A 25008-nucleotide genomic window follows, 5' to 3' on the forward strand; every position below is an offset into this window, starting at 1 on the left:
GAATCTCAAGAAAAGCTTGCCTTACTTGTATGACAACACTCAAGAAAGGCCACGTTTTCGAGCTAACAACAGGCCAAGCGAAAGAATAAAAGAATAGATAACGACGTCTATAGCGCCATTTTGTTGGATCTAAGCGCTTGCGCATCGAAAAAACCTAGTTGTATGATGTCTATCAACACGCAATGCCTCAGCTTCACCCCGCATAAAAATAATCAGTGGGAGAAAAACCAAGTGACTACATCCATATCCGGGATGCACGACGGCGCCGATTCAGTCCTGAAATCCGCCATCTCGAAAGTGAAACGCCATGTCCTGCCGCTCTTCGTCATCATGTTCATCGTCAATTACATTGACCGCGTGAACATCGGCTTCGTCCGCGCCCACATGGAGCAAGACCTGGGCATAGGCGCTGCCGCCTACGGCCTCGGTGCCGGCCTGTTCTTCATCGGTTACGCGCTGTTCGAAGTACCCTCCAACATGCTTCTGCAAAAAGTTGGCGCACGCATCTGGCTGACCCGCATCATGCTGACTTGGGGCCTAGTGGCCGCCTGCATGGCCTTCATCCAGAACGAAACCCACTTCTACATCCTGCGATTCCTGCTCGGCGTAGCCGAAGCCGGGTTCTTTCCGGGGGTGATTTATTACTTCACCCGCTGGTTGCCAGGCGTTGAGCGCGGCAAGGCGATTGCCATCTTTCTCAGCGGTTCGGCCATTGCTTCGCTGATCTCCGGCCCGCTGTCCGGGTTGCTTCTGCAGGTCAGTGGATTCGGCCTACACGGCTGGCAGTGGATGTATTTCATCGAAGGGATGTTTTCAGTCGGGCTGTGCGTGTTCGTCTGGTTCTGGCTCGACTCAAAACCCCATGACGCCAAATGGATGACCCGCGCCGAACAAGACGCGCTGGTCAAAGCCATCGACGACGAACAACTGGCCCGCGAAGCCGCGACGCCGATCAAACCGTCGCTGGGCACGCTGCTCAAGGATCGTCAGATCATCCTGTTCTGCCTGATCTACTTCTTTATCCAGCTGACCATTTATGCCGCGACCTTCTGGCTGCCAAGCATCATCAAGAAAATGGGCGACCTGAGCGACATTCAGGTCGGGCTGTTCAACTCGATTCCGTGGTTGTTGTCGATTGTCGGCATGTACGCCTTTGCCTCGCTGTCGGCCAAATGGAAGCACCAGCAAGCCTGGGTCGCTACCGCATTGCTGATCGCCGCCGCCGGGATGTTCATGTCCACCACGGGCGGGCCGATCTTCGCGTTTGTCGCCATCTGCTTTGCTGCACTGGGTTTCAAATCGGCGTCCTCATTGTTCTGGCCGATTCCCCAGGCCTACCTGGATGCGCGGATCGCCGCCGGTGTGATCGCGCTGATCAACTCGGTGGGCAACCTCGGTGGCTTCGTCGCCCCCACCACTTTCGGCCTGCTCGAAGAACATACCGGCTCGATTCAGGGCGGACTCTACGGCCTGGCAGCCACTTCGATCATCGCGGCAATCATCGTCTTCGCCGCACGCAATAAACCGAAAACGGCGCCCGCCGTTGCGCTGGGCAAACCAACGCCCAACCACGCCTGAATCGCGATTTACAAGGACATGACAATGAACGCACAAGACACCGCAAAAGCCCCGATCATCACCAGCATGCAAGTGGTGCCGGTGGCGGGTCATGACGGCATGCTGCTCAACCTGAGCGGCGCCCACGGGCCGTTTTTCACCCGCAACATCGTGATCCTCAAGGACAACGCCGGCCACACCGGCGTCGGGGAAGTGCCGGGTGGCGAGCGTATTCGCCAAACGCTGGAAGATGCGCGCGCCCTGGTAGTTGGCAGCCCGATCGGCACGTACCAGAAGATCCTCAATCAGGTTCGCCAGACCTTCGCCGATCGCGATGCCGGCGGGCGTGGCCTGCAAACTTTCGACCTGCGCATCACCATTCACGCGGTCACCGGCCTTGAGGCCGCCCTGCTCGACTTGCTCGGCCAGCACCTCGACGTGCCGGTCGCCGCCCTGCTCGGCGAAGGCCAGCAGCGCGATGAAGTAAAGATGCTCGGGTATCTGTTTTATGTGGGCGATCGCCACCAGACCGACCTGGCTTATCGCAGCGAACCGGATGCCGACAACGACTGGTTCCGCGTGCGTCATGAGAAAGCCATGACCGCCGACGCGGTGGTGCGCCTGGCCGAAGCCGCGCACGCTCGCTACGGCTTCAAGGACTTCAAACTCAAGGGCGGCGTACTCAGCGGCGATGAAGAAATCGAAGCCGTCACCGCGCTGGCTGAACGCTTTCCCGAGGCGCGCATTACGCTCGATCCGAATGGCGCCTGGTCACTCAAGGAAGCCATTCGCTTGTGCCGCGACCAGCATCGCGTGCTCGCTTATGCCGAGGACCCGTGCGGCGCGGAAAACGGCTATTCGGGGCGCGAAGTCATGGCTGAATTCCGCCGCGCCACTGGCCTTAAAACCGCGACCAACATGATCGCCACCGACTGGCGGGAAATGGGCCACGCGATCCAGTTGCAATCGGTGGACATCCCGTTGGCCGACCCACACTTCTGGACCATGCAGGGCTCGGTCCGCGTGGCGCAGATGTGCCACGAATGGGGCCTGACCTGGGGCTCGCATTCCAACAACCACTTCGACATTTCCCTGGCGATGTTCACCCACGTCGCGGCCGCCGCGCCGGGGGAAATCACCGCCATCGACACACACTGGATCTGGCAGGACGGCCAGCGCCTGACCAAGGCACCGCTGCAAATCGTCGGCGGTTGCGTGCAGGTGCCGAAAAAACCGGGGCTGGGGGTTGAACTGGACCTGGACCAATTGGCCAAGGCCCATGAGTTGTACAAAGGCATGGGCCTGGGCGCGCGCGATGACAGCGTGGCCATGCAGTTTCTGATTCCGGGATGGAAGTTCGACAACAAGCGGCCGTGCCTGGTGCGCTAAACCCACATCGGTACACCTCAAACTGTGGGAGCGAGCTTGCTCGCGATGGCGGTTTAACAGTCAATGATGAAGTTGAATGTTATGACCTCATCGCGAGCAAGCTCGCTCCCACAAGGGGTCATGTTGACTGACTCATCTGTGCCGCTTGCTGCAGCCAGTCCTTGAACGCCGTCATCGCTGACGTTTCCGCCCGCGACTGCAAGCGGGTCAGCCAGTAGCTGCCGGTGGTGATGCCAATAGCGAACGGTTGCTCGATCGCCCCTGTCGCCAATTGCCGGGCAAACATCAGCGGCGGCGCCAAGGCCACACCTGCACCCTGTAGCGCGGCCTCCATCATGGCCAGCGAGGAGTCGAAGACGATGCTCCTGGGTGGTGGCGTATGCGGCGGCAACCCGGCAGCCAGAAACCACTCGGGCCACTCGTCCGTGCGATAGGAACGCAACAGCGTCTGCTTGAGTACGTCGGCCGGCTCTCGCAACTGCTCGGCGATTTGCGCAACGCAAAGCACCGACAATGGCGCTTCCATCAGCTTTGACGCCTCGATCCCGTGCCACGCTCCGGCGCCAAATCAATCGCGTAATCCAGCCCTTCAGCCGCCACGTCCACCCGGTTGTTGTGGGTCGACAGGCGCAAATCGATGAACGGATGTTTCGCCTGAAAATCCGCCAGTCGCGGCAACAGCCACCCCACCGCGAACGTCCCAACGGCGCCCACGGTGACCACTTCGCGAAAATGCCCACCCTCGAAACACCCAAGTGTGTCGGCAATTCTGTCGAAAGACTCGCGCAGCACCGGCAACAATGTCTCCCCTTCACTGGTCAGCATCAAGCCTCGGGGCAAGCGCTTGAACAGTGTCACGTTAAGCTGGGCCTCAAGGCTTTTGACTTGATGGCTCACTGCCGCGGGCGTGACGTAAAGCTCCACCGCCGCCCGGGTAAAACTCAAATGGCGCGCGGAGGCCTCGAAGGCGCGTAATGCATTTAGCGGCAGATGAGGTCGAATCATGCCTACTCCCAAATTTTTCTAATGGCTAACCCGAAATATCATCGTTTGTCGATTGCGGCTCGACTGCCTAGATTTGGCCCGCCCGTTAACGGTACGGTGTTGCAAAACCGTTTGCAGTGCAGCGGTTAACGTCATGACAACTCATGGAGAGTGGTTCACATCATGCTCAAAATCAATCGACCAAGACTCGCGTCCTGCAGCGTTCTCACGCTATTGCTGGGGGCCAGCCACTGTATCGCCGCGACTCAGTCCGACGCTCAACTCGATGCCTTGGTGAAAGCGGCCATCGGGCCGGTCATGCAGCAGCAGAATATCCCCGGGGTTTCGATCGCGATTACCCAGAACGGCCAGCAGCATTACTTTAACTACGGCGTGGCCTCCAAAGAGGACGGTAAACCGGTCAGCAAAGACACGTTGTTCGAAATCGGCTCGGTGAGCAAAACCTTCGCCACCACACTGGTTGCCTACGCCCAGGTCAGCGGCAAACTGTCCTTGGCTGACCGGGCCAGCCAGGTCTGGCCCGAATTGCGCGGCAGCGCGTTCGACACCATCAACGTGTTGCAACTCAGTACTTATACGGCCGGAGGACTGCCGCTGCAGTTCCCTGACGAGGCCGATCATCCAGACAAAATGCTCGCCTACTTCAAACAATGGAAACCTGTTTATGCCCCGGGCACCCACCGCCTGTATTCGAACCCCAGCCTTGGGCTGTCCGGTTATCTGGCGGCCAAAGGCATGGGCAAGCCGTACGATGAATTGATGGAAAAAACCTTGCTGCCGCAACTGGGGCTCAAGCACACCTTCCTCAACGTGCCGCAAGATCAAATGGGGCTTTATGCCCAGGGTTACAGCAAGGATGACAAACCGGTGCGGGTCAGCCCGGGTGCGCTGGATTCGCAGGCGTATGGGGTGAAAACCAGCGCTGCGGATTTGCTTCGTTATGTCGAAGCAAACCTGAAACCGGCGACGCTGGAAAAACCGTTGCAGCAGGCAATCGCCCTCACTCACAGCGGTTACTACACCGTGGGCGAGATGACTCAGGGCTTGGGTTGGGAGTTCTACTCCTATCCGGCCAGCCTCGACACTTTGCTCACTGGCAACTCGACAGAAATGGCGATGCAGGCACATAAGGTCCAGTGGCTGAACCCGCCGCAACCTGCGCCAGACACGGCATGGTTCAACAAGACCGGCTCTACGGGTGGTTTCGGTGCTTATGTCGCGTTCGTGCCGTCGAAAGACATCGGTATCGTGATTCTGGCGAACAAGAATTACCCGAACCCGGAGCGCATCCGGTTGGCGCACAAAATAATCAGTGCCCTCACTGAGTAATCAAACGCGCACCGCTCGATTTTCGGACAATAAAAATGGGCGACCCTTTAAGGTCGCCCATTGTTTGTAACGACGTCAGCTCAATGCCGGGTCGGCAAATGATCGTCAGGCGTATCGTTTCCCGGATCTAGATTGTCCCGCGCCTGATTCACCAACAACTGCGCTATCCCCGCCAACTGCTGAATCGCCCCCAACATTGCCCGGTTCGAGCCGTCCAGCTTGTGGGCAAAATTCGCAAGCACGGCATTCAGCGAAGCGAGCGTTTCGCTGGCCTGATGCAAGAGCGTGAGCGTGTCGACGCCAGGGGCAATCGTGAGAATCTGGTTGATCGGGACGGAACGCCTTGGCTTGCGCACACGAATGTTGGTGTCGCGCCCGCTCGTTTCGCCAAGCCGGACGAGCTTGAGGTGACTGACGTCGTTGGGGCGTTGCGCATCATTTTTGCCGAACTTCTTCATAGACGAGGCTCCTTTCTGGCCATTGGTGTTTTCGTCCCTGGATCCCTCAGTGTTGCGGACTCCCACGTCCGACCGCGATGGGTGCGGTGGCTGACGAAGGCTAACGGCGCGTTCTGACAGAATCCAGTTCACGCATTCCGACAGGACTTGCAGGAAATTTCCGAGACCAATGAAACCAATACGTCCATGCGCGCAACACTCGGTTTTTTGTAGTCACCCGCCGTGCAAAAAAAATGGGCGATCCCTTGAGATCGCCCATTGTCGTTACTGGGGCTGCAATCGTCGTCCGATCACATCCATCAAATCACAACCGTCACGCAGCGGAATCGCCAACACCCGCGCGAAGTCCTGCAATAGCAATGCATCACGGCCGACGCCCTCTCCGACGGATAGGGTTTCCAGCAGTTGAGTCACGCTGCGAATGCGATACGCCGCGGTGTCATGCAAAACATCTACCGGAGCGTCCGTGTCGATCAGCAACGACGCAATGGAGCAATCAATGCCCGTAATCGGCATATATCTGGCCATACTGAATCCCCCCCTCAATGCTGAACCGGCGGCTGAATGACAGGCTCACCTTCAGGCGGATCAACATTGTCCAGCGCTTGATTCACCAGCAATTCGGCGATGACCGCCAACTGCTGAATCGACAGCGCCACGTTTCGGTTCGAGCCTTCCAGCTTACAGGCCAGATCGGTAATCAGGACGTTCAGGGAAGCCAGGGTTTCGCAGGCGTGGCTCAGCAGGGTTGGTGTGTCGACGCCGGAATTCACCGCAAAGATGTGGCTGACAGGATCGACGCGCCTGGGGTTACGTAAACGGGCGCTGACCTTACGTTCTGTAGCTTCGGACAGGTGGATGGGGTCGAGTGGATCAGAATCCGCTGGGGATTCGGGGGGATTGGGACTTGTTTTTTTCATGTGCGAAGACCCTCGGTAATTAAGAAAAACTGCCGATCTCACTTCCACATGAGGGTGGCAGCTGTACGCAGGTGTGGAAGTCCGGGATACCAAGAGAAACCCAGTGCACTCAAGAGTGCTCCTGCGCATAGCCGCCATAAGCAACAATGTTGGCATAAAAAAACGCCAACATGTGTTTGCAGGTTCACACGCGCTCTCGGTAATCACCGGACTTCCACATCCGACCGCTGATTTTGCAGCGGCCGACGAAGGTTATCGGCAGGGTCCGCTACGCACCAGTTCATGAAGTACGACACGTCTTGCAGGAAATCTCCGAAGCCTGCGAAGGCCGATACATAGCGTCCTAGGACGCCGGCGATTTGGTAGCTTCGCCCTTTTTCGCACACCCCTTCGCGCATCTGCCCTTGAACCGTTTTTCAGCGACGGGACTATGCTGAATCAGGGTTTGAGGGCTGACTTCTGAAAGTGCTGTTGGTCGATGATCACGCGGTAGCACGCGTGGCGATCGGGATGATTCTGGGCCAGTGAAGGCCGTGAGATTGTCGGCGAATGCGACAACGGTGTGGACGCGCTCAGCAAGGCGTCCGGCTCAAGCCGGACGCCATTGTGTTCAATCATCCGGCATTTCAGGCGGCTTGGCGGGTTTGCCCGGTTTCCCCGGTTTCGCGCCTTTGGCGCCTTTGGCCGCCGGTTCGGCTGCAACAGGCGTAGCGACCGGCGGGGCTACCGCCTCTTTCTCGGCTGGCGGCAGCGCGTCGATGGTGTCGAAGATCTTCTTCAGATCGACTGATTTCGAGTCTTCCCCGGAGCTCTCGAACTTCTTCTCGCCGTCCTTGCCCACCAGGATGACTTTGGGCAGCGCCCCCGCACCGAGCTTCAGCGAGCGGATCAGGGCCATGGTGTCCTGTTGGCCGAGATCCTTGCCATCGACCTGGCCGAACATGTTCAACACCGTGTACACCCTGATGTTGCGCTGGGCGACACCGTCCTTGTTGGCCGGATCGTTGAGCGCCTTTTTCAGTCCCACCCAGACTGGGTCGACTGTGCTGGGAGCAATGACAATCAGTGGCCGGGCCCTGCCCTTTTCGATGTCCAAAGGTGAGCCATCATCGGCGGCGAGCAAGGGGCCGGCAAAAGCCAGCAGTGTAGTCAGGACCAAAGACCTGATGAGCATGCGCATCTCCTTTTGATATCCACGCTCTAATGATCGCGCATCGCGGTGATCGTTCCGGGTGACGCAACGCAATTATGTTTCGCCTTGACCCAAGCTTAGGTCAGGCCGGTCATTGCGCAACAGGCTGGGCTAATCTCATGGTTCAAGAAGGCCCGTCTGAACCGCCGTGAGGACCACGCCATGAGCGCTCAGTTGAACCACACCATCGTCTGGTGTCGTGACAAACAGACATCCGCAAACTATCTGACAGAAATGCTTGGGCTGCCCCGAGCGCAACCGTTCGGCCCGATGCTGATCGTCAAGCTCGACAATGGCGTGTCGCTGGATTTCTACAACAACGACCCGCCGATCGCGTCCCAACACTACGCTTTTTTGATCGGCGACGAGGATTTCGATGCGGCGTTCGCACGCCTGCAAGCGCGCAAGCAAACCTGGTGGGCGGATCCCGGCAAACAGCGCCCAAACGAAATCAATGACTACGGCGGTGGGAGACGGGTGTATTTCGATGACCCGGACGGGCATCTGCTGGAGATTTTCACCCGCGAGTGATGCGGCTGAAGGCCCCCCGAAAGACTCGAAGAGGGCAGGATGACTTCCAGCACCTGGCTTATAAAGAAATCGGGAGGCGTGCCGATAATTCAAAATAACTTCAGGTGCCTGTACGTTGTTTTGGGCGATGAGCAAGGAACACAAAATGATGTCTTCTCGTCAGTACGCCCTCAAGGCATCGGACGTGACGCTTTGCGCTCTGGTATGCCTGGCGGGAGTGGCCGTCACGGCCTTGGTATTGATTCTTTTCGTTGGGTCAGAGCAGCGCACCGTTAGCGTTGCGTTCCAACTGGAGGTCGACGAACGATTCAGTCGCCTTCAACGACGTTTTAATACTCAGGTCTTGAAACTGGACGTTGTAAGGCGTTTTTTTATCAACGCCGACGATATCACTGAAAAGGAATTTCTGGGATTCGTCACGCCATTGGTTGGAGAGAACGAAGCCTATAGCTGGGTGCCGAGAGTTCTCGAAAAGGATTTACAAACGTTTCGCGCCAAGGCACTCCTCAACGGCACCAGTGACTTTTCATATCATGAAATCAATCCCGTGACCGGCGAAATAGTCCCCCTCGCGAGTCGGCCGGAACACTGGATATTGCTCTACCTAATGAAGCGCGATGACGTGAAGATCGTACCTGGCATGGATGTTCTGGCTCGCCCGGGTCGCCAAGCCTTGATGAGCAAGGCACGAGAAACACATCAAATAGTCGTGTCGGAACCGTTGAAAATGACCAATGGGCAGGCGGGGGTTTTCTTTGTCGCCCCCGTATTCCACGAGTCCTCCGAGGCGCCATTGAACGATGACGGTTTGCAGGGGTTCGTAGTCTCCACCGTGCGCTTGGCTGCGTTGATGGAGCAAGGCATTCCATTACCAAGCCTGCAACGATTGAACGTGACGCTTTCATTGACCGACAAGCAGCATCAGGGGACAAATATTTATCAGAGCCTGGAGCCAGCGACCCCTTCAAGGCTCTATGCGCAGCGGCTGCTGAAAGTAGCTGACCAAAATTACTTGCTGCAGTTTCGGCCAAGCTCAACATTTCTGGTCGCCAACAGCCACCCACTGTATATCAGCATGATTGTCGTGTTCGGAGCAGGGTTGACGCTGCTGATGACCTTGTTGGTTTACTTGCTGATCACGCAACGTGCACGCGCACTCTCGCTTGTTGATGAGCGCACCCAAGATTTGCGTTTACTGAACATTACCGACCACCTGACCGGGGTTTATAACCGCCGATACTTCGAAGAATTGATGGAGCGCCTGCTCACCGAGGCTAACGTGCGATACCAGCCTGTGTCGTTGATCATGTTCGACATTGATCACTTCAAGTACATCAACGACCGCTGGGGGCATCAGTGTGGTGATAACGTTCTGAAGTCGTTGTGCACACGAATACGTTCGTCAACACGCAAAACCGACCTGCTATGCCGAACGGGCGGGGAAGAGTTTGCATTGATCTGCCCGGATAGCGAGCTGGACGATACAAGACTGCTGGCAGAGAAGCTTCGAGCTCTGATAAGCACCCTCCCATTTGATGAGACAGGACAGGTGACCTGTAGCTTCGGCGTTGCGACGTGGATTCCATCGGAATCATTTGACGCCTTCGTTCGGCGTGCGGACAGCGCTATGTACAGCGCTAAATCAAGTGGTCGTGATCAAGTCCAGCTTGCCGATTCGTAACAGGCTGGATGTCGGGTTGTGTTCTTTGGAAAGACGACTGCTCAAGTAAAACCCTGCCGCTCGCGCAGAAAATCCTCCAGCTCCTTGATCGGCAGTGGCCGGCTGAATAGATAGCCTTGCACCTGATCGCAACCGTTCGCGCGCAGGAATGCCAGTTGCTCAGGGGTCTCCACCCCTTCGGCGATCACTTGCAGGTTGAGACTGTGCGCCAACTCAATGATCGTCCTGGCAATAGCGGCGTCCTGGGGGTTACTGGTCACTTCACGGATGAAGGCGATGTCGATCTTCAGTTTGTCGATCGGGAATCGTCGCAGGTAGGCAAGGCTCGAATAACCGGTGCCAAAATCGTCGATCGAAACCTTCACCCCCAGTTTTTGCAGGGTCTGCAAACTGGCGATGGTGTGCGAGGTGTTTTCCATCAACGAACTTTCTGTGAGCTCGATTTCAAGCCAGTGCGGATCGATCTGATGGTCGATCAGCGCTTGGCGGATGCTGTCGATCAGATCACCTTCGATGATCTGCTGACCTGAGACGTTGACCGCGATCTGAAAAGGCCCCTTCCCTGCGCTTCGCCATTCGGCGATTTGCTGGCACACATGGGTAATCACCCAATTGCCGACCTCGCTAATCAGCCCGAGGTTTTCCAGCATCGGCACGAACACCGCCGGAGAGACATTGGCCTGCCCCGGACGCGGCCAGCGCAACAAGGCCTCCAGCCCGCACACCTGGCCGTCGGCCAAGCCAATCTTGGGTTGGTAAAACAGCTCAAATGCCTGCTGTTGCACGGCCTCACGCAAGGCGATTTCCATCTCTTGCCGCGCCGATGCATCCACATTCATTTGCGCCGTGTAGAAACGAAAAGTGTCCCGGCCGACCTTCTTCGCCTGGTGCATGGCGGTGTTCGCGTGCTTGATCAAGCCGTGTGCGTCGTCGCCATCATTTGGGTACAGGGCGATGCCGATACTGGCGGTCATCGCAGTCGAATGGCCATCAAGCAGAAAAGGCTCGCGCAGCGTCTCGCGTATGCGCTCGACAGTTTGCAGGGGATCTGCCTGGCCCTCGCGAATCATCAGGATCAGGGCAAATTCGTCACCGTCCATGCGCCCCACTGTGTCGCTGACATTAAGGCAGTTGGTCAGTCGCTGACCCAGCTCCGCCAGCATTTGATCACCCAACAGGTGGCCCCAGGTTTCGTTCACGCTACTGAAATCGTCGAGGTCGACGGTCACCACCGCCAGCTGCCAATGACTGAGCGACGCTTGGGTAAGTCCCATCTGCAAAGTGGTGAAAAACAGGTTGCGATTGGGCAGTCCGGTCAACGTATCGTAATGGGCCATTTTCAGCATGCGCTGATCGGTTTCCTTACGCGCAGTGATGTCACGCGCAATGCCGACGATGATCCAGTCATCCCCGGTTTTGTAGGCCTGGCGGTGGACTTCTACCGGAAGGAAACTGCCGTCCTTGCAGCGGATACGCGTTTCCGTGGCTTCGCTGGGCCCTCTGCCGGCGATGATCTGATCATACAAAACCTCCAGCTGTTCGATGGAGTCTTCGCTGAGATCGGCCGGTGTCTTGCACAAGAGCTCTTCGGGGGTGTAGCCAAACACTTGACAGGCATGTCGGTTGAACTCGATCAGACGCATGGTGCTGCGGTTGATCAGGAAAATAGCATCACCCGACACGTCCATGGCCGAACGAAAACGTTCAAGGTCGATGGTGCGCTGTTGCAGTTGCTCTTCCAGCATCAGGCTGTGGTTTTTCAGGTAATCGCCAAAGGCCTTGAGCCTCAAGAGGTTGCGCACCCGTAGCCACAACTCGGCACTTTCCACGGGTTTACAGAGGAAATCTTCGGCGCCCGCTTCCAGGCCGGAAATACGCGCACTGTGCTCACCGAGAGCGGACAGCATGATGATCGGGATGTTCGACGTGGCCTTGTTCGTCTTGAGCTGGCGGGCAACTTCGAAACCGTCCATGCCCGGCATCATGATATCGAGCAGGATCAAGTCCGGCGGTTGTTGCGCGACCGCCACAAGAGCCTCTTCACCTGAGTGGGCTGTTAACGTCTGGTACCCCTGATGCTGCAATAGCACCTGCAACAATTTGCAGACATGGGGTTCATCGTCAACGATCAATAAAGTAGCGCAAGTGTCCGACATGTAGAAAGCTCAAGTAGAGGGCTGTTGAGGCAGATTGTTTTGCAGCAACGTGTCGATGACCCGGTAGAGCTCTTTGTAGCGCAGAGGTTTGATGATGTAAGCGTTACACCCCGCCAGACGGGTTTTTTCTTCATCTTCCTTCATGGCCATCGCGGTGAGCGCAATCACCGGAATCGCCGCTGTCAGCGCATCGCTCTTGAGCAATGAAGTGGCCTTGAGGCCATCAATTCCCGGTAGCTGGATGTCCATGAGAATCAGCGACGGCTGAAGCTCGCGTGCCAGCTTCAGACCGGTTTCTGCATCCGCCGCGCATATGACGCTGTGGCCGGCACTGGTGAGCAGCAGCCGGGCCAGGCGCATGTTGGCGGCGTTGTCTTCGACGATCAGGATTTCAGCCACGGCGCCTCCACATTGATTGAACGACGGATAGGCAGCCACGCCACAAATCGGGCGCCTGCTCCTTCAAGACTGGCAACCGCGACACTGCCGCCATGGAGCTCGGTCAATTGCTTGACCATCGCCAGCCCCAGGCCTGTGCCCTCGAATTTACGTGCCAGACTGCTGTCGATTTGGCTGAATGCCTTGAACAACTTGTCCATATTGGTCTGGGCGATACCGATGCCGGTGTCGCTGACACTCAACTCCAGAAACAGCTCGAAGCCGCTGTCCGGGATCGGGAAACCATGCACGGGCCAATCGCCTTCAAGCGTCCCTACATGTTCACGCGTCACCTGGCGCACCGCCAATGTCACCACGCCTCCAGGCGCACTGAATTTCACGGCATTGGCCAGCAGGTTGTAGATGATCTGTTTGGTCTTGCGCAAATCAAGTTCAAAGCTGCCGAACTCGGTCTCGGCTTCGAGTTTCAACTGGATGCGTTGCAGTGCGGCTTTCTCACGCACGATCAGCAAGCTGTTGCTCAGCAAACCTTGCAGCTCGACGGGCTCCAGCTCCAGTTTCATCATCCCGGCTTCGACCTTGGACAGGTCGAGGATGTCATTGATCAGCGATAGCAAGTGTTGGCCGCTGTTGAAAATGTCGCTGATGTATTCGCGCTGGGTCTCGGTCATGTCACCGACCATGCCGTCCCTGAGCGCTTCGGAAAAGCCGATGACGGCGTTCAACGGCGTGCGCAGTTCATGGGACATGGTGGCGAGGAACTCGGACTTCATGTGGCTGGCATGTTCGAGCTCGATATTCTTTTCTTCCAGCGTACGCTCGAAGCGCTTGCGCTCAGTCACATCCCGGGCAGCCGCGAACACGCCTTGCAGCTTGCGGTCACGGTCGTGAAAGGTCGCCGCGTTATAGGACACAACGGTTTCGGTGCCGTTGTAAGCGCGCACTGTGAGTTCGTAATCGCTGACCTTGTTTTCACTGAGCACGCGTTTGATTGCCGCATCGGCGCGAGCCGGATCGGTGAAAAAGTTTTTGCAGGGCGCACCAATCAACTCGTCCCGGGTACGGCCGGTGAGCGCCATCATTTGTTTGTTGACGTCGGAAATGATGCCCTGCGGATCCGTCATCATCAGGGCATCGATGTTCGACTCGATCAACGAGCGCGTATAAAACTGCTGATCGCGCAAACGCTGATCCAACAGGGCCTGGGCCGCTTCTTCCTGCTTGCGCGCGGTGTTATCGGTGCCGATCAGCAAGTAACCGATGATGGTTTCCGAGCTGTCGCGCAACGAGGTGACCGACACCATCGCCGAGAGGCGGCTGCCGTCCTTGCGAATGTAGGTCAACTCATAAATATCTTCGATGCCGCGGGAGGCCTTGAATACCAGCGCTTCGAAGCCGGGCGTGATTGGTGTCTTCAGTTCAAGGCTCAGGGCCGCTGCGCGGGTGATCAATTCGGCAGGGTCGGAGATATCGGCCGGCGTGATCCGGTTGACCACGTCTTCAGACTGATAACCGAGCATGCGTTCGGCGCCGACATTGAAGATCTGGATAACGCCTTTTTCGTCGGTGGCGATACTGGAAAAGTAGGCACTGTTGAAGATCGCGTCTTGAAGGGCGCCGGTCTTGAGCAAGGTTTTCTGGCGGCGAAACTCGACGATCTTCTCAGCGCGAGACAGAGGCTCGGTGGGCGGATGGTCTACTGGCGGCGTGTCCAATGATTCGTTTCCCGTTAACTCGCGAACCTGACCGTGATGACGGTGCCGTAAAGCGTGCTTACGGGAATCGCTCGAATGAGCGACCAGAGGTTTTTACACGATAGCAGAGGCTCTGCAGTGAGGGTAAGCCGGGAAGCTTTCGTTAGACTTTCAGACCATCAGGATTTGCTGATGGGGGACATCCTAGAACGCCAGTTTGTAGCCGATCAGCAACAGCATCGTGGCCAGGCAAGGGCGCAGTATTTCATCGGAGATCCGACCCGTCAGGTGACTACCGATATAAATCCCCGGCAGCGAACCGAGCAACAAGAAGCCCAGCACGTGCCAATCCATATTGCCCATGCTGGCATGGCCCAGACCGGCGACCAGGGTCAACGGCACGGCGTGAGCGATCTCCGTTCCGACGAGACGGCGGGTCGGCAGCAGCGGGTAGAGGATGAACAATGCAACGGTGCCCAGGGCGCCGGCGCCGATGGAGGTCAGCGCGACCATGGTGCCCAGGACCAGGCCGGTCACGACCGTCAGCGCATTGAGGCGCTTACCGCTGGGGTTGTAGTGGCCGCCGGCACGTTTGTGGGCGAAGTCGAGCAGGCGTTTCTTGAAGAGAATTGCCAGCGCCGTGGCAAACAGCACAAAGCCCAGCGCCTGTTTGATGACCGCGTTCATCGCCTCGGGCGATGTTTGCAATTGGCTCAGGAACCACAGGGTCAGCGCAACCGCCGGCACACTGCCCAGCGTCAGCCAGCCAGTAATCGCCCAGTCGATGTTGTTGTTCTTGCGATGAACCAGCACGCCGCTGGATTTGGTAATCGCCGCGTAGAGCAGGTCAGTGCCCACCGCTGTCGCCGGGTTGATCCCGAACCACAGCAGAATCGGGGTCATCAACGAACCGCCGCCCACGCCGGTCATGCCGACGATAAAGCCCACGACCAATCCTGCAACTACCAACCCGAAGTTAACGAAATCCATTAACACGCCCACAAAAAACGCATGAAAAATCTGGCCCGCAGCATAGCGATTTTTCTTATAACCAGTTATATCGATGCGGACTATCGTTATTCCACAACACACCATGTGTCATGTGCACTACTCAATTCCCTGTGGGAGCGGGCTTGCTCGCGAAAGCGGACTGCCAGCCAACATTTTTGTTGAGTGTTCGACCGCATTCGCGAGCAAGCCCGCTCCCACAAGGGAATCTGTTGTGTCAGTTAGTGCGGTGGGATTGATCTACTGCACCGGCAAGAAATTCAAAAACAGCAAACTCTGGGCGTAATTCAGGCCGATCCGTCGATAGCGCTCGTCCAGCATCTGCGTCAGCAGGTCCAGCCGCGCGACGATCTTGCCGAACTCCACGGCAAAACTCAGGTTGCTGCCCTCTTCGGAAATCTCATTGGAAAACAGCACGGGTTCGCCGTTTTTGTTTTGTCGATGGCTCAGGATCCAGGTGGCTTTCTCGATATTGCGTGCGGCGTTATTGACGAACATCGGGTTGATCGCATCGGTCATGTAGAACTCGACACGATTGCCATGAGCGGTGACCAGCATGCTGCCGATGGCGTAGATGAATGCGCCGACCCGATCACCGAGAAACTCCGGGCTCATGGCATAACTCAGCGCCGCCAGGTCTTTCTTGCCGCCCAGGGTTGGCAATGGCTGCTGCTGTTCAATGGCCAGGCGCACTTGCTTGCCAGCCGTTCGGGCATCGAGAAAGCCGGACTTTTTCAACTCATCAGGGTTGCGCAAATACAACTTGCTCATCAGCAAATAGAGGCTGTCGAGGTTGTCGCGCATGGTCAGGGTCGCCATGCGGTCGACACTGGTCTGAAGAAACTCCTGGGGCGTGCCTTCGCGAAACTGAGTGACGATGTCGCTGCCCTGCTGCTGGCTGCAACCGGTGGCGCAGAGCATCGACAGCCCCACCAGCAACAGGCAGTGACGGCAGATCAGCGAGGTAAAAAGCGCAAAAACTGAGGCCATGGGCACTTTGACTTGGACATTGGCCGGCGGTGGGAATCGCCGCAGGCTGGCCATGGATAGAGCCGTCAATGCGCAAAAAGTGCGGTGCCGATGGTCCGTAAACGTTGGTTGCCGCAAGAAGCCCCAGCTAATTAGTCATACTTTATAATTGCAACATCACACATATCAGCTATAAATCCTTCCTTGCTCGGCAGTGAAAACCGAACATTAGTATTACTACTTTGCCAAAAATAACAAAAAGGAAGGTCAAACATGTTGAAATCCCGATACCAACTCTGCGGCCTCGGACTGTCCCTTATGATCGCCACCCTCTCCACCCAGGCCGCCGGCCTGTCCAGCGAACACAAAGCCTTCGGCAAGACCCGTGACGGCAGCCCCGTCGAGCAATACATTTTGCGCAACAGCCACGGCATGCAGGCCACGGTGATTACCTACGGCGGGATTTTGCAGTCGTTGAAGGTGCCGGATAAAAACGGCAAGTTCGACGATGTGGTACTGGGCTTCGATGACGTTCAGGGCTATCAGGGCGGTACGGCGTACTTTGGCGCGACCATCGGCCGCTTTGGCAATCGCCTGGCCAACGGGGCTTTCGAACTGGACGGCAAGCGCTATCAGGTGCCACTCAACGATGGCCCAAACTCGCTGCACGGCGGCCCGCAGGGTTTCGACAAGCATGTGTGGAAAGCCCAACCGAGCAAAAGCAAGGATTCCGTGGGTGTGACCCTGACCTATGTGTCGGCCGACGGAGAAATGGGTTTCCCCGGCACCCTCAAAACCGAGGTCACTTACAGCCTCACCGAGAACAATGAGCTGCGCATCGATTACAAAGCTTCGACCGATAAACCGACGGTGCTGAACCTGACGAACCACAGCTACTTCAACCTCGCCGGTGCCGGCAACGGTGATGTACTCAAACAACTCGTGACGCTGCATGCGGCTCATTACACACCGGTCGACGGCAAGCTGATTCCCACCGGCGAACTGGCTCCGGTCAGTGGCACGCCGATGGACTTCACCCAGCCAACCGCCATTGGCAAAAACATCAAGGCTGATCACCCGCAGTTGAAATTCGCCGAACCGAAACAGGGTGGTTTCGATTTCAACTGGGCGCTGGACGCCAAGGGCGACGTCAGCCAACTCGCCGCCGATGTCAGCGATCCGCAATCGGGCCGGCGCTTGCAGCTTTACACCACGGAGCCGGGCGTGCAGTTCTACACCAGCAACTTCCTCGACGGTACGGTCAAGGGCAAGGCCGACAAGGTCTATGCGCATTGGGGCGCGTTTACCCTGGAGACCCAGCATTACCCGGACTCGCCGAACCAGCCGAACTTCCCGTCCACACGACTCGACCCGGGCAAGGCCTATACCCAAAACACCGTGCTGAAGTTTTCGGTCAAATAACTCGGCCAAATAAACAACAAGAGATCGCAGCCTCGTTGCACTCGACAGTTCCTACAGGGTTTTGCGCACTCTGTAGGGCGTGTCGAGTACAACGAGGCTGCGATCTTTTGATTTCAGGAGCGGAACCACCGGGCAATTTTGCTGCCAATCAAAGAGTATGCTTCGATTCAAAATAAGGAGATTTTCATGCGTACCCTCGAATTGGCCGGCGTCAACGTACCGGTCATCGGCCAAGGCACTTGGCACATGGGAGAAGATCCCTCGCAACACACCAGGGAGGTCGCCGCTTTGCGCCTGGGCATCGAGTTGGGCATGACCCTGATCGACACCGCTGAAATGTACGCCGAAGGTGGTGCGGAAAAAGTCGTGGGTGAAGCCATCGAGGGAATGCGCGACAAGGTCTTCCTGGTCAGCAAGGTCTACCCGCACAACGCCAGCCGCAAAGGCATCCCCCAGGCCTGCGAACGCAGCTTGCGACGTTTGAATACCGACTATATCGATCTGTACCTGCTGCACTGGCGCGGCCAGTATCCGCTTGAGGAAACCGTCGAAGCCTTCGAACGCCTGCGTGAAGAAGGCAAGATCGGTCGTTGGGGAGTGTCCAATTTCGACGTGGATGACCTTCAAGAGCTGGCCTCACCCGCCTGCGCGACCAATCAAGTGCTCTACAACCTGGAAGAGCGCGGTATCGAATTTGATCTGCTGCCCTGGTGCCACCAGCATCATCAACCCGTGATGGCGTACTGTCCTATCGGCCAGGGCGGACAACTGCTGGCCCATCCGGCGCTCAAACAGATTGCCGCCCGTCACGGTGTGAGCACCGCCCAGGTTGCACTGGCATGGATACTGCGAACGCCTGATGTGATCGCCATCCCCAAAGCGGTCAAAACCGAACATGTGCAACTGAATGCGCAGGCCGCGCAACTGCGGCTCGACGATGAGGATTTGAAGGCGCTGGACCAAGCGTTTCACGCGCCAAAACGCAAACAGCGATTGGCCATGGTCTAAGCCATCGCGGTGTTGTCAGAGGACTTCTGCATGAGAAGCACCGATCAGCTCGATGCTTTTAATTTGCCACGGTTCGTCCAGGCTCAGGACCCCGTGTTTGAACGGGTCCAGGAGGAACTGCGCAACGGTCAAAAACGTCGTCACTGGATGTGGTTCATCTTCCCGCAGTTAGCCGGACTGGGCGGCAGCGAGATGTCTCGGCATTTCGCGATCCGCTCTCGCGAAGAGGCGCTTGCCTACCTTGAACACCCACAGCTGGGAACGCGCCTGCGAACCTGTACACAATTGGTCCTGAACATTAAAAATCGCTCGATCACCGAGATTTTCGGTCATCCCGACAACCTGAAATTCCATTCCTCGATGACGCTGTTTGCCCAGTTTTCACCCAAGGGCAGCGTGTTCCATCAGGCGCTGGATCAGTACTTTCATGGAGTACCGGATGCCTGGACGGTGTCGCTACTGGACCTAAAACAGGCCCATTTGCCCACCCACCAGGGTTGAGAAGTCGTCGTCGACAAAGGGCAGGATCGCATCCGCCACCGGTTGCAGTTGGCGGGTGACGTAATGGTCGTAGTCAATCGGGGCACTGCGGATCTCCAGCGGTTCGGGCCCGGCAACGGTGATCACGTAGTTGATCCAGCCGCCGTTCTGGTATTGCCGTGGACGACCCTGCCGGTCGTTGTAGTCGTCGGCGATGCGCGCCGCACGGACGTGGGGCGGTACATTGCGCTCATAGTCATCGAGGGTGCGGCGCAGGCGTTTGCGGTAGATCAGGCGGTCGTCAAATTCGCCGGACAGGGTCTTGCGCACATAATCGCGCACGTAATCCTGATAAGGCTGGCGATGGAAAATCCGCGAGTACAACTCCTGCTGGAACTGCCGGGCCAGCGGTGACCAGTCGGTACGTACGGTTTCCAGGCCCTTGTAGACCATTTCGTCAGTGCCATCGGCACGGATGACCAGCCCGGCGTAACGCTTCTTGCTGCCCTCCTCGGCTCCACGAATGGTCGGCATCAAAAAGCGCGTGTAATGAGTCTCGAATTGCAACTCCAGGGCGCTTTGCAGCCCGTATTCCTGCTGCACATGCTCGCGCCACCATTGGTTGACATGGTCCACCAGCGCACGGCCGATCTGCGCGGCCTCTTCCTGGCCGTGGGCACGACGCAGCCAGACGAACGTCGAGTCGGTGTCGCCGTAGATCACCGTGTGGCCCTGGGCTTCGATCAACTGGCGGGTGCGCAGCATGATCTCGTGACCGCGCAAGGTGATGGACGACGCCAGTCGCGTGTCGAAGAAACGGCAACCGCTGGAGCCGAGCACGCCGTAGAAGGCGTTCATGATGATTTTCAAGGCTTGCGACAGTGGCGCGTTGTGCTCGCGTTTGGCGGTCTCGCGACCTTCGGCTACCCGCGCGACGATGGCGGGCAGGCAATGCCGGGTTCTGGAAAATCGCGCGCCGCGAAAGCCCGGCACGGACTCGCTGTCGTCAGGGTGCTGCAAGCCTTCGATCAGCCCCACCGGGTCGATCAGGAAAGTGCGGATGATCGACGGATAGAGGCTTTTGTAGTCGAGCACCAGCACCGATTCATACAGGCCCGGTTGCGAGTCCATGACGAATCCGCCGGGGCTGGCCTGCGCGGGCTTGGTCCCGAGGTTGGGCGCGACGAAGCCCTGACGGTGCATCAGCGGCATGTATAAATGAGTGAACGCAGCGACTGAGCCACCGCTGCGATCGGCCGGCAAACCGGTGACGCTGGCACGCTCCAGCAGAAAGGTCAGCAATTCGGTCTTGGCGAAAATCCGCGTCACCAGTTCGCAGTCCTTGAGGTTGTACTTGGCCAGGGCCGGCTTGTCCTCGGCGAACATGCGGTTGATTTCGTCCATCCGCTGGTACGGCGTGCTGATCGCCTTGCCCTCGCCAAGCAGGGTTTGCGCGACGTTTTCCAGACTGAACGAGGGGAAGCTCCAGGTCGCCGAACGCAGCGATTCGATGCCGTCGATGATCAACCGTCCGGCGGCAGCGGCGAAGTAATGGTTGCGACTGCCGTGTTCGCGCCATTGCATTTCTTCACCGCCACGCCCCAGTTTCAGCGGTACGCCCAACTGCCGGGCGTGTTGGTGCAACACGCGCAAGTCGAACTGCACGACGTTCCAGCCGATGATCGCGTCGGGATCATGGCGGGCGAACCATTCGTTGAGTTTTTTCAGCAGCAGGGTTCGCGAGTCGCAGTATTCAAGCTGGAAATCCACCTCGCTGTCGTCGCCATTGGGCGGACCGAGCATGTAGACCTGACGCTCGCCGCAGCCTTCCAGGGCGATGGAATACAACTCGCCCTGGGCGGTGGTTTCGATGTCGAGGGACACCAGCCTGAGAGTCGGTCTGTAGCCGGGATCGGGTTTCATTTGTGCGTCGAGCAGCAGGCCCTCGGCGTCTGGCGTGCCACCGAACAGCACAGGCGCCGTGATGAAACGCTCCATCATGTAGCGTTCCGGTGGCCGCACGTCGGCTTCGAACATCTCGACGCCTGCTTTGCGCAACGCGGTTTCCAGGCGCATCAACTGACCGTGCTGCTGGCAATACAGGCCGAGCACCGGGCGGTGCTCGAAATCCAGAAGGGCCAGCGGCTTCAGCTCGACATTTTTTTCGCCGCGCAACACCGTTTCAGCCTGCTCGCGCTGGACCGCCGGAATGAACGCTACCGACGGCTGGTGAGGCAGGCGAATTCGCCGGGGGCCGGCATCGGTCGCCAGCCAGAACTCCACTTGCGTACCGGCCGGTGTATCGCGCCAATGCCGGGTCAGGACGAAGCCCTGCTGTAAATCCACCACTGCAACCTCAAGATTTGATTCAGGAGGCGATTCTACGCGTCATTGCGGTTGATAGCCTTCTCTGCGAGGCGGATGCAGGTCCGCTAACACAGGATTGAGTCCAGCCCATGGATGGGTGAATAACGATGGAACACTGCCGGTTTTCCAAAGAAAAACCGCTGAATGGCGTTTTTTGAGCGTTATCTGCCGTTTTCTGCCTTGCTCTCAGGGCTTGGGTCTACGATTCTTCAAGGACAACGACAACACCTGAGAAACCGCCATGAAAACCGTCGCCCAACTGCTGAAGTTAAAGGCTGAACAGAATCACGAAGTCCACACCATTGCGCCGCATCAAATGGTCCTGGAAGCGCTGATGGTCATGGCCGCGAAAAACGTCGGCGCATTGCCTGTGGTAAAAAATGGCGAAGTCGTCGGCATCATCAGCGAGCGTGACTATGCGCGCAAACTCGTGCTCAAGGGCCGCTCTTCGGTGGGCACACCGGTCGAAGACATCATGGTGTCGCCGGTGATCACCGTGGACACCCACCAAACCGTTGAAACCTGCATGGGCATCATGTCCGACAAACGCCTGCGGCACTTGCCGGTAGTGGAAAACGGCACGCTGATCGGTTTGCTGTCGATCGGCGACCTGGTCAAGGAAGCCATTGCCGAACAGGCTGAACTGATCCGCCAGCTGGAGCAGTACATTCGCGGCGACTGATTGAAGAAACACCGTACAGGCCGTGGGAGCGAACCTGTTCGCTCCCACGTTTGATTATTGGTGTTCGTCAGTTCGGCCAATGCCGGGCAAAGACCGGTGCCAACGTCGGGTGCCGGTCGATTCGCATCAGCCATGCGTAGAAGCCCGGTCGGGCATGGCGTAGATGTTCCCGGCTGCCCGCCCACCGCGTCACCACCGCCGCCAGCACATCCAGTGCGCCAGGCGTCTCGTCGTCCAGATACAACTCGCCGGAAAACTGATCGGCAAACACTTCCCAACTCCAGTGCAACCGACGACGGGCGCCAGCCATGAGATTTTCCCTGGACGCTGCATCTGCCTCGATCAGCCAGCGCTCGGGGTAATCGATGATGCCGATGGCCGCGTAGCAATTGCTGACGATGTACGCCAGGCCACGGATCGCCTGATCACGTTCGGTCGGGTCCCTCGACAACAGGTTCGACTGGGGAAACGCCAGCCCCAGGTGAATCAGGATCGCCGCGCTTTCAGTGAGAATGCTGCCGTCGGGCAGTTGCAGGGTCGGAATCTGCTTGAGCGGATTGAGCTTTTCCAGGGCTTTGGCAGCCTCCGGTGACGACTCGACGTCGATGAAGCGATAAGGGATTTCACAGAGTTCCAGTGCAGCCTCGATCGCGGCGGCGCCGGAGTTCTGGTGTCCGTAGAGCTGGTACATGGTGCTGCCTCCTGGCGGGACAAGGTTACAGTCAGTAGAGGCGCGGTTTGCCGGCTCGTTCCCTGCCGTTTAGTTAATCAGGGCGTTGGCTGCCTTGACCCGGGGTCTGGCAAAGGCATGTGCCAGCTAACCAGTGTAGAAGCACCGTTCGCGCCTACAGAGGCGACCCGACGACTGAACCATCACGCCCACGCAGGGGACACCGCTGGTCCTATCATTGCCGTCGATGGTCACCATCATCTCAATGAAGTTCTCATAAAAAATCCGCGGCGTAACATCTGCTCCATACCCAACAAATACACCCCCTGGAGCACACCACCATGAAACGCCAACTCTTCCTCAGCATCGCATTCTCGGTTTTTGCAGTTAACGCTTTCGCCGCTACTTCGGCTCACCCGGTTATCGCTGAAGGCGGCTCGGATCGTCTGATTGAAAGCCGAGTGGCTGAGGGCGGCTCGGATCGTCTGATCGAGAATCGTGTTGCCGAAGGTGGTTCCGATCGTCTGATCGAAAAACGCGTCGCTGAAGGTGGCTCGGATCGTTTGATCGAGAATCGCGTTGCCGAAGGTGGTTCCGACCGTCTGTTGGAAAAACGCGTCGCTGAAGGTGGCTCGGATCGTTTGATCGAGAATCGTGTTGCCGAAGGTGGTTCCGACCGTCTGATGGAAAAACGCGTCGCCGAAGGTGGCTCGGATCGTCTGATCGAGAATCGTGTTGCCGAAGGTGGTTCCGACCGCCTGATCGAAAAACGCGTCGCCGAAGGTGGCTCGGATCGTCTGATCGAAAGCCGCGCTGCATAAATGCGTAGTTTCACTGCAGGACTCAATGAAAACCCGGCCTCATCCGCCGGGTTTTTTATGCCTGTTTACCAGCGGTCAGTCACTTGCCCGCACGCTCCATGCAGCGCCGGTAACGCTCATCGACCCGCCTGGCAAACCACGCCGTCGTCAGCTTGCGAGTGATTTTAGGGCTTTGCAGCTCAATCCCCGGCAACACCGCACGCGGCAATGGTCGACCTTCAGCCTTCTCGGCCAGCTCGAAAACCCGCGCATAGAGTTGAGTGTCCTCAAACCCTAGGTTCTTGCCCTCCTCCAATTGATCCCGAATGGTCGTATTGCGCATGCCCAATTGCTTGCCCAGGGTACGCACCGCCAACTCCGTGGTACCCGGCATGATCGCGTCGTAGCGCACCAGATCGCCATCCAGCGCCAGTGGAATGCCAGAGGCGCGACTCACCGCGTTCTGAAACGCCGCATTACGGCTGGCGTACCAGCCGGCGTTGAAATCGGCAAAGCGATACAGCGGCTGTTTGTAGCTCACCGGATACCCAAGCAAATGGGCGATGCCGAAATACATGCCACCGCGACGAGTGAACACTTCATGTCGGATCGTGCTGTTCACCGGGTACGGATACTCCTTCGCGTGTTGCTCGGCGAAGTCGATGCTGACCTGCATCGGACCCGCGGTGTGCACCGGGTTGAACCCGCCGAACAGGGTCCGGCCCATGGGCACCATGCCAATAAAGTCGTCGAAGATCGCGCTGAGCTCTTGTTCGCTGCGCGCCGCATTCAGTCGCTCGCTGTAGCTTTTGCCGTTGGATGAACGGACCTGCAGCGCACCGCTCACCAGCAGGCTGGGGATGTGCGCGCTGGCGGCACGGCGGTCGATCTCGTCGCGGGCGATCTTGCCCAGGCCCGGCACAGGCGGATCGACCTGAAAGGTAGACTCCTGCTCGGTGACCGCGAGCACCGAACACAGGTTCTGTGTCGATGGGTAGATGTTTTGCGCGGCAAACGCTGCGTAGATATCCGTGGCCCAGCCCTGACGATCGACCGTTTTTGCCGGCAGCAGGCGCACGATCTCGGCCTTGACCTCGGCAGGCTTGCGCGCAGGCGGCTCCTGCGGGCGCTGGGTGGCACAGCCGGCCAGCACCAGCAGCGCCGCGAGACTCATGATCAATCGATTGGTTTGCATGTTGCTCCATCAAATCCATCGAGCGGGGTTCACCATACGACCAATGGCATGGTGCAGGCTATGACTGCTGCCGTTCTTGCCCGTTCCCATTGGGTA

At 57.9% G+C, this 25008-nt stretch carries 22 protein-coding genes and 1 pseudogene; 10 read left to right on the forward strand and 13 right to left on the reverse strand.

The genetic code is table 11. The annotated features are described in order from the left end of the window. Positions 1-231: 231 nt before the first annotated feature. Together HNR03_RS29010 and gudD are read left to right on the forward strand one after the other, a co-directional pair. The gene (locus tag HNR03_RS29010) at positions 232-1578 is read left to right on the forward strand and encodes an MFS transporter (protein WP_222587713.1); all 1347 of its coding nucleotides are present in this window, start codon (positions 232-234) and stop codon (positions 1576-1578) included. 24 nt (positions 1579-1602) lie between these two features. Continuing rightward, positions 1603-2946, forward strand: a complete 1344-nt coding sequence (gene gudD / locus HNR03_RS29015; RefSeq protein ID WP_259157522.1) for a glucarate dehydratase — start codon at positions 1603-1605, stop codon at positions 2944-2946. A gap of 118 nt (positions 2947-3064) precedes the next feature. On the opposite strand, the pseudogene HNR03_RS29020 reads toward gudD, so the two are convergent. Next, positions 3065-3951 (reverse strand): annotated as a pseudogene (locus HNR03_RS29020) (LysR family transcriptional regulator). 162 nt (positions 3952-4113) lie between these two features. On the opposite strand from HNR03_RS29020, the gene ampC reads away from it, so the two are divergent. Next, entirely contained in the window at positions 4114-5280 is a 1167-nt protein-coding gene (gene ampC / locus HNR03_RS29025; RefSeq protein ID WP_259157523.1) for a class C beta-lactamase, read from the forward strand. Positions 5281-5360: 80 nt separating this feature from the next. On the opposite strand, the gene HNR03_RS29030 is transcribed toward ampC, so the two are convergent. The 4 genes from HNR03_RS29030 to HNR03_RS29045 all read right to left on the reverse strand — a co-directional run bounded on the left by HNR03_RS29030 (position 5361) and on the right by HNR03_RS29045 (position 7832). Beyond that, positions 5361-5738: a DUF6124 family protein gene (locus HNR03_RS29030; protein ID WP_259157524.1), complete on the reverse strand. Its 378-nt coding sequence runs from the start codon at positions 5736-5738 to the stop codon at positions 5361-5363. 264 nt (positions 5739-6002) lie between these two features. Continuing rightward, entirely contained in the window at positions 6003-6266 is a 264-nt protein-coding gene (locus tag HNR03_RS29035) for a hypothetical protein (RefSeq protein WP_222587718.1), read from the reverse strand. A 14-nt stretch (positions 6267-6280) separates the two neighbouring features. Next, on the reverse strand, positions 6281-6658 hold the full coding sequence (locus tag HNR03_RS29040) for a DUF6124 family protein (RefSeq protein WP_259157525.1): 378 nt from the start codon (positions 6656-6658) through the stop codon (positions 6281-6283). A gap of 610 nt (positions 6659-7268) precedes the next feature. After that, the gene (locus tag HNR03_RS29045) at positions 7269-7832 is read right to left on the reverse strand and encodes a DUF4174 domain-containing protein (RefSeq protein WP_259157526.1); all 564 of its coding nucleotides are present in this window, start codon (positions 7830-7832) and stop codon (positions 7269-7271) included. 180 nt (positions 7833-8012) lie between these two features. On the opposite strand from HNR03_RS29045, the gene HNR03_RS29050 reads away from it, so the two are divergent. Together HNR03_RS29050 and HNR03_RS29055 are read left to right on the forward strand one after the other, a co-directional pair. Further along, positions 8013-8381: a VOC family protein gene (locus tag HNR03_RS29050; RefSeq protein WP_259157527.1), complete on the forward strand. Its 369-nt coding sequence runs from the start codon at positions 8013-8015 to the stop codon at positions 8379-8381. 145 nt (positions 8382-8526) lie between these two features. Then, positions 8527-10062 carry a sensor domain-containing diguanylate cyclase gene (locus tag HNR03_RS29055; protein WP_259157528.1) on the forward strand — a complete coding sequence of 512 codons (1536 nt, stop codon included), beginning with the start codon at positions 8527-8529 and terminating at the stop codon, positions 10060-10062. 41 nt (positions 10063-10103) lie between these two features. Here HNR03_RS29055 and HNR03_RS29060 read toward each other — a convergent pair whose 3' ends face one another. The 5 genes from HNR03_RS29060 to HNR03_RS29080 all read right to left on the reverse strand — a co-directional run bounded on the left by HNR03_RS29060 (position 10104) and on the right by HNR03_RS29080 (position 16309). Next, complete coding sequence (locus HNR03_RS29060; protein ID WP_259157529.1) at positions 10104-12218, reverse strand: bifunctional diguanylate cyclase/phosphodiesterase; 2115 nt, start codon at positions 12216-12218, stop codon at positions 10104-10106. A 9-nt stretch (positions 12219-12227) separates the two neighbouring features. Beyond that, positions 12228-12617 (reverse strand): response regulator, encoded by a 390-nt coding sequence (locus tag HNR03_RS29065; protein ID WP_222587725.1) that lies wholly within the window; start codon positions 12615-12617, stop codon positions 12228-12230. Continuing rightward, positions 12602-14332, reverse strand: a complete 1731-nt coding sequence (locus HNR03_RS29070; RefSeq protein ID WP_259157530.1) for a PAS domain S-box protein — start codon at positions 14330-14332, stop codon at positions 12602-12604. Before HNR03_RS29070 ends, HNR03_RS29065 begins: the two co-directional genes overlap by 16 nt. Positions 14333-14515: 183 nt before the next feature. Next, entirely contained in the window at positions 14516-15301 is a 786-nt protein-coding gene (locus HNR03_RS29075) for a sulfite exporter TauE/SafE family protein (protein WP_090186000.1), read from the reverse strand. A gap of 258 nt (positions 15302-15559) precedes the next feature. After that, the gene (locus HNR03_RS29080; protein ID WP_259157531.1) at positions 15560-16309 is read right to left on the reverse strand and encodes a hypothetical protein; all 750 of its coding nucleotides are present in this window, start codon (positions 16307-16309) and stop codon (positions 15560-15562) included. 252 nt (positions 16310-16561) lie between these two features. Here HNR03_RS29080 and HNR03_RS29085 point away from each other — a divergent pair, with 252 nt between their 5' ends. The 3 genes from HNR03_RS29085 to HNR03_RS29095 all read left to right on the forward strand — a co-directional run bounded on the left by HNR03_RS29085 (position 16562) and on the right by HNR03_RS29095 (position 19219). Further along, positions 16562-17710, forward strand: a complete 1149-nt coding sequence (locus tag HNR03_RS29085) for an aldose epimerase family protein (protein WP_259157532.1) — start codon at positions 16562-16564, stop codon at positions 17708-17710. Positions 17711-17896: 186 nt separating this feature from the next. Beyond that, on the forward strand, positions 17897-18718 hold the full coding sequence (locus HNR03_RS29090) for an aldo/keto reductase (protein ID WP_259157533.1): 822 nt from the start codon (positions 17897-17899) through the stop codon (positions 18716-18718). Between the two features lie 30 nt (positions 18719-18748). Continuing rightward, a complete protein-coding gene (locus HNR03_RS29095; RefSeq protein WP_222587731.1) occupies positions 18749-19219 on the forward strand; it encodes a DUF1810 domain-containing protein in 471 nt (156 codons plus the stop codon). Here the strand turns inward: HNR03_RS29095 and HNR03_RS29100 are convergent. After that, complete coding sequence (locus HNR03_RS29100) at positions 19184-21544, reverse strand: DNA polymerase II (protein ID WP_259157534.1); 2361 nt, start codon at positions 21542-21544, stop codon at positions 19184-19186. The two genes, HNR03_RS29095 and HNR03_RS29100, sit on opposite strands and share 36 nt — an antisense overlap. Positions 21545-21806: 262 nt before the next feature. Between HNR03_RS29100 and HNR03_RS29105 the strand changes: the two genes are divergently transcribed. Beyond that, positions 21807-22247 carry a CBS domain-containing protein gene (locus tag HNR03_RS29105; protein ID WP_208669135.1) on the forward strand — a complete coding sequence of 147 codons (441 nt, stop codon included), beginning with the start codon at positions 21807-21809 and terminating at the stop codon, positions 22245-22247. Positions 22248-22314: 67 nt separating this feature from the next. Here the strand turns inward: HNR03_RS29105 and HNR03_RS29110 are convergent, their stop codons facing one another. Continuing rightward, positions 22315-22938, reverse strand: a complete 624-nt coding sequence (locus HNR03_RS29110) for a glutathione S-transferase (protein WP_259157535.1) — start codon at positions 22936-22938, stop codon at positions 22315-22317. Positions 22939-23258: 320 nt separating this feature from the next. On the opposite strand from HNR03_RS29110, the gene HNR03_RS29115 reads away from it, so the two are divergent. After that, positions 23259-23738, forward strand: a complete 480-nt coding sequence (locus HNR03_RS29115) for a phage infection protein (protein ID WP_259157536.1) — start codon at positions 23259-23261, stop codon at positions 23736-23738. A gap of 79 nt (positions 23739-23817) precedes the next feature. Here the strand turns inward: HNR03_RS29115 and HNR03_RS29120 are convergent, their stop codons facing one another. Then, a complete protein-coding gene (locus HNR03_RS29120; protein ID WP_259157537.1) occupies positions 23818-24912 on the reverse strand; it encodes a DUF1615 domain-containing protein in 1095 nt (364 codons plus the stop codon). Positions 24913-25008: the final 96 nt, after the last annotated feature.

The organism is Pseudomonas sp. JAI111, assembly GCF_024809425.1.
Lineage (GTDB): Bacteria > Pseudomonadota > Gammaproteobacteria > Pseudomonadales > Pseudomonadaceae > Aquipseudomonas.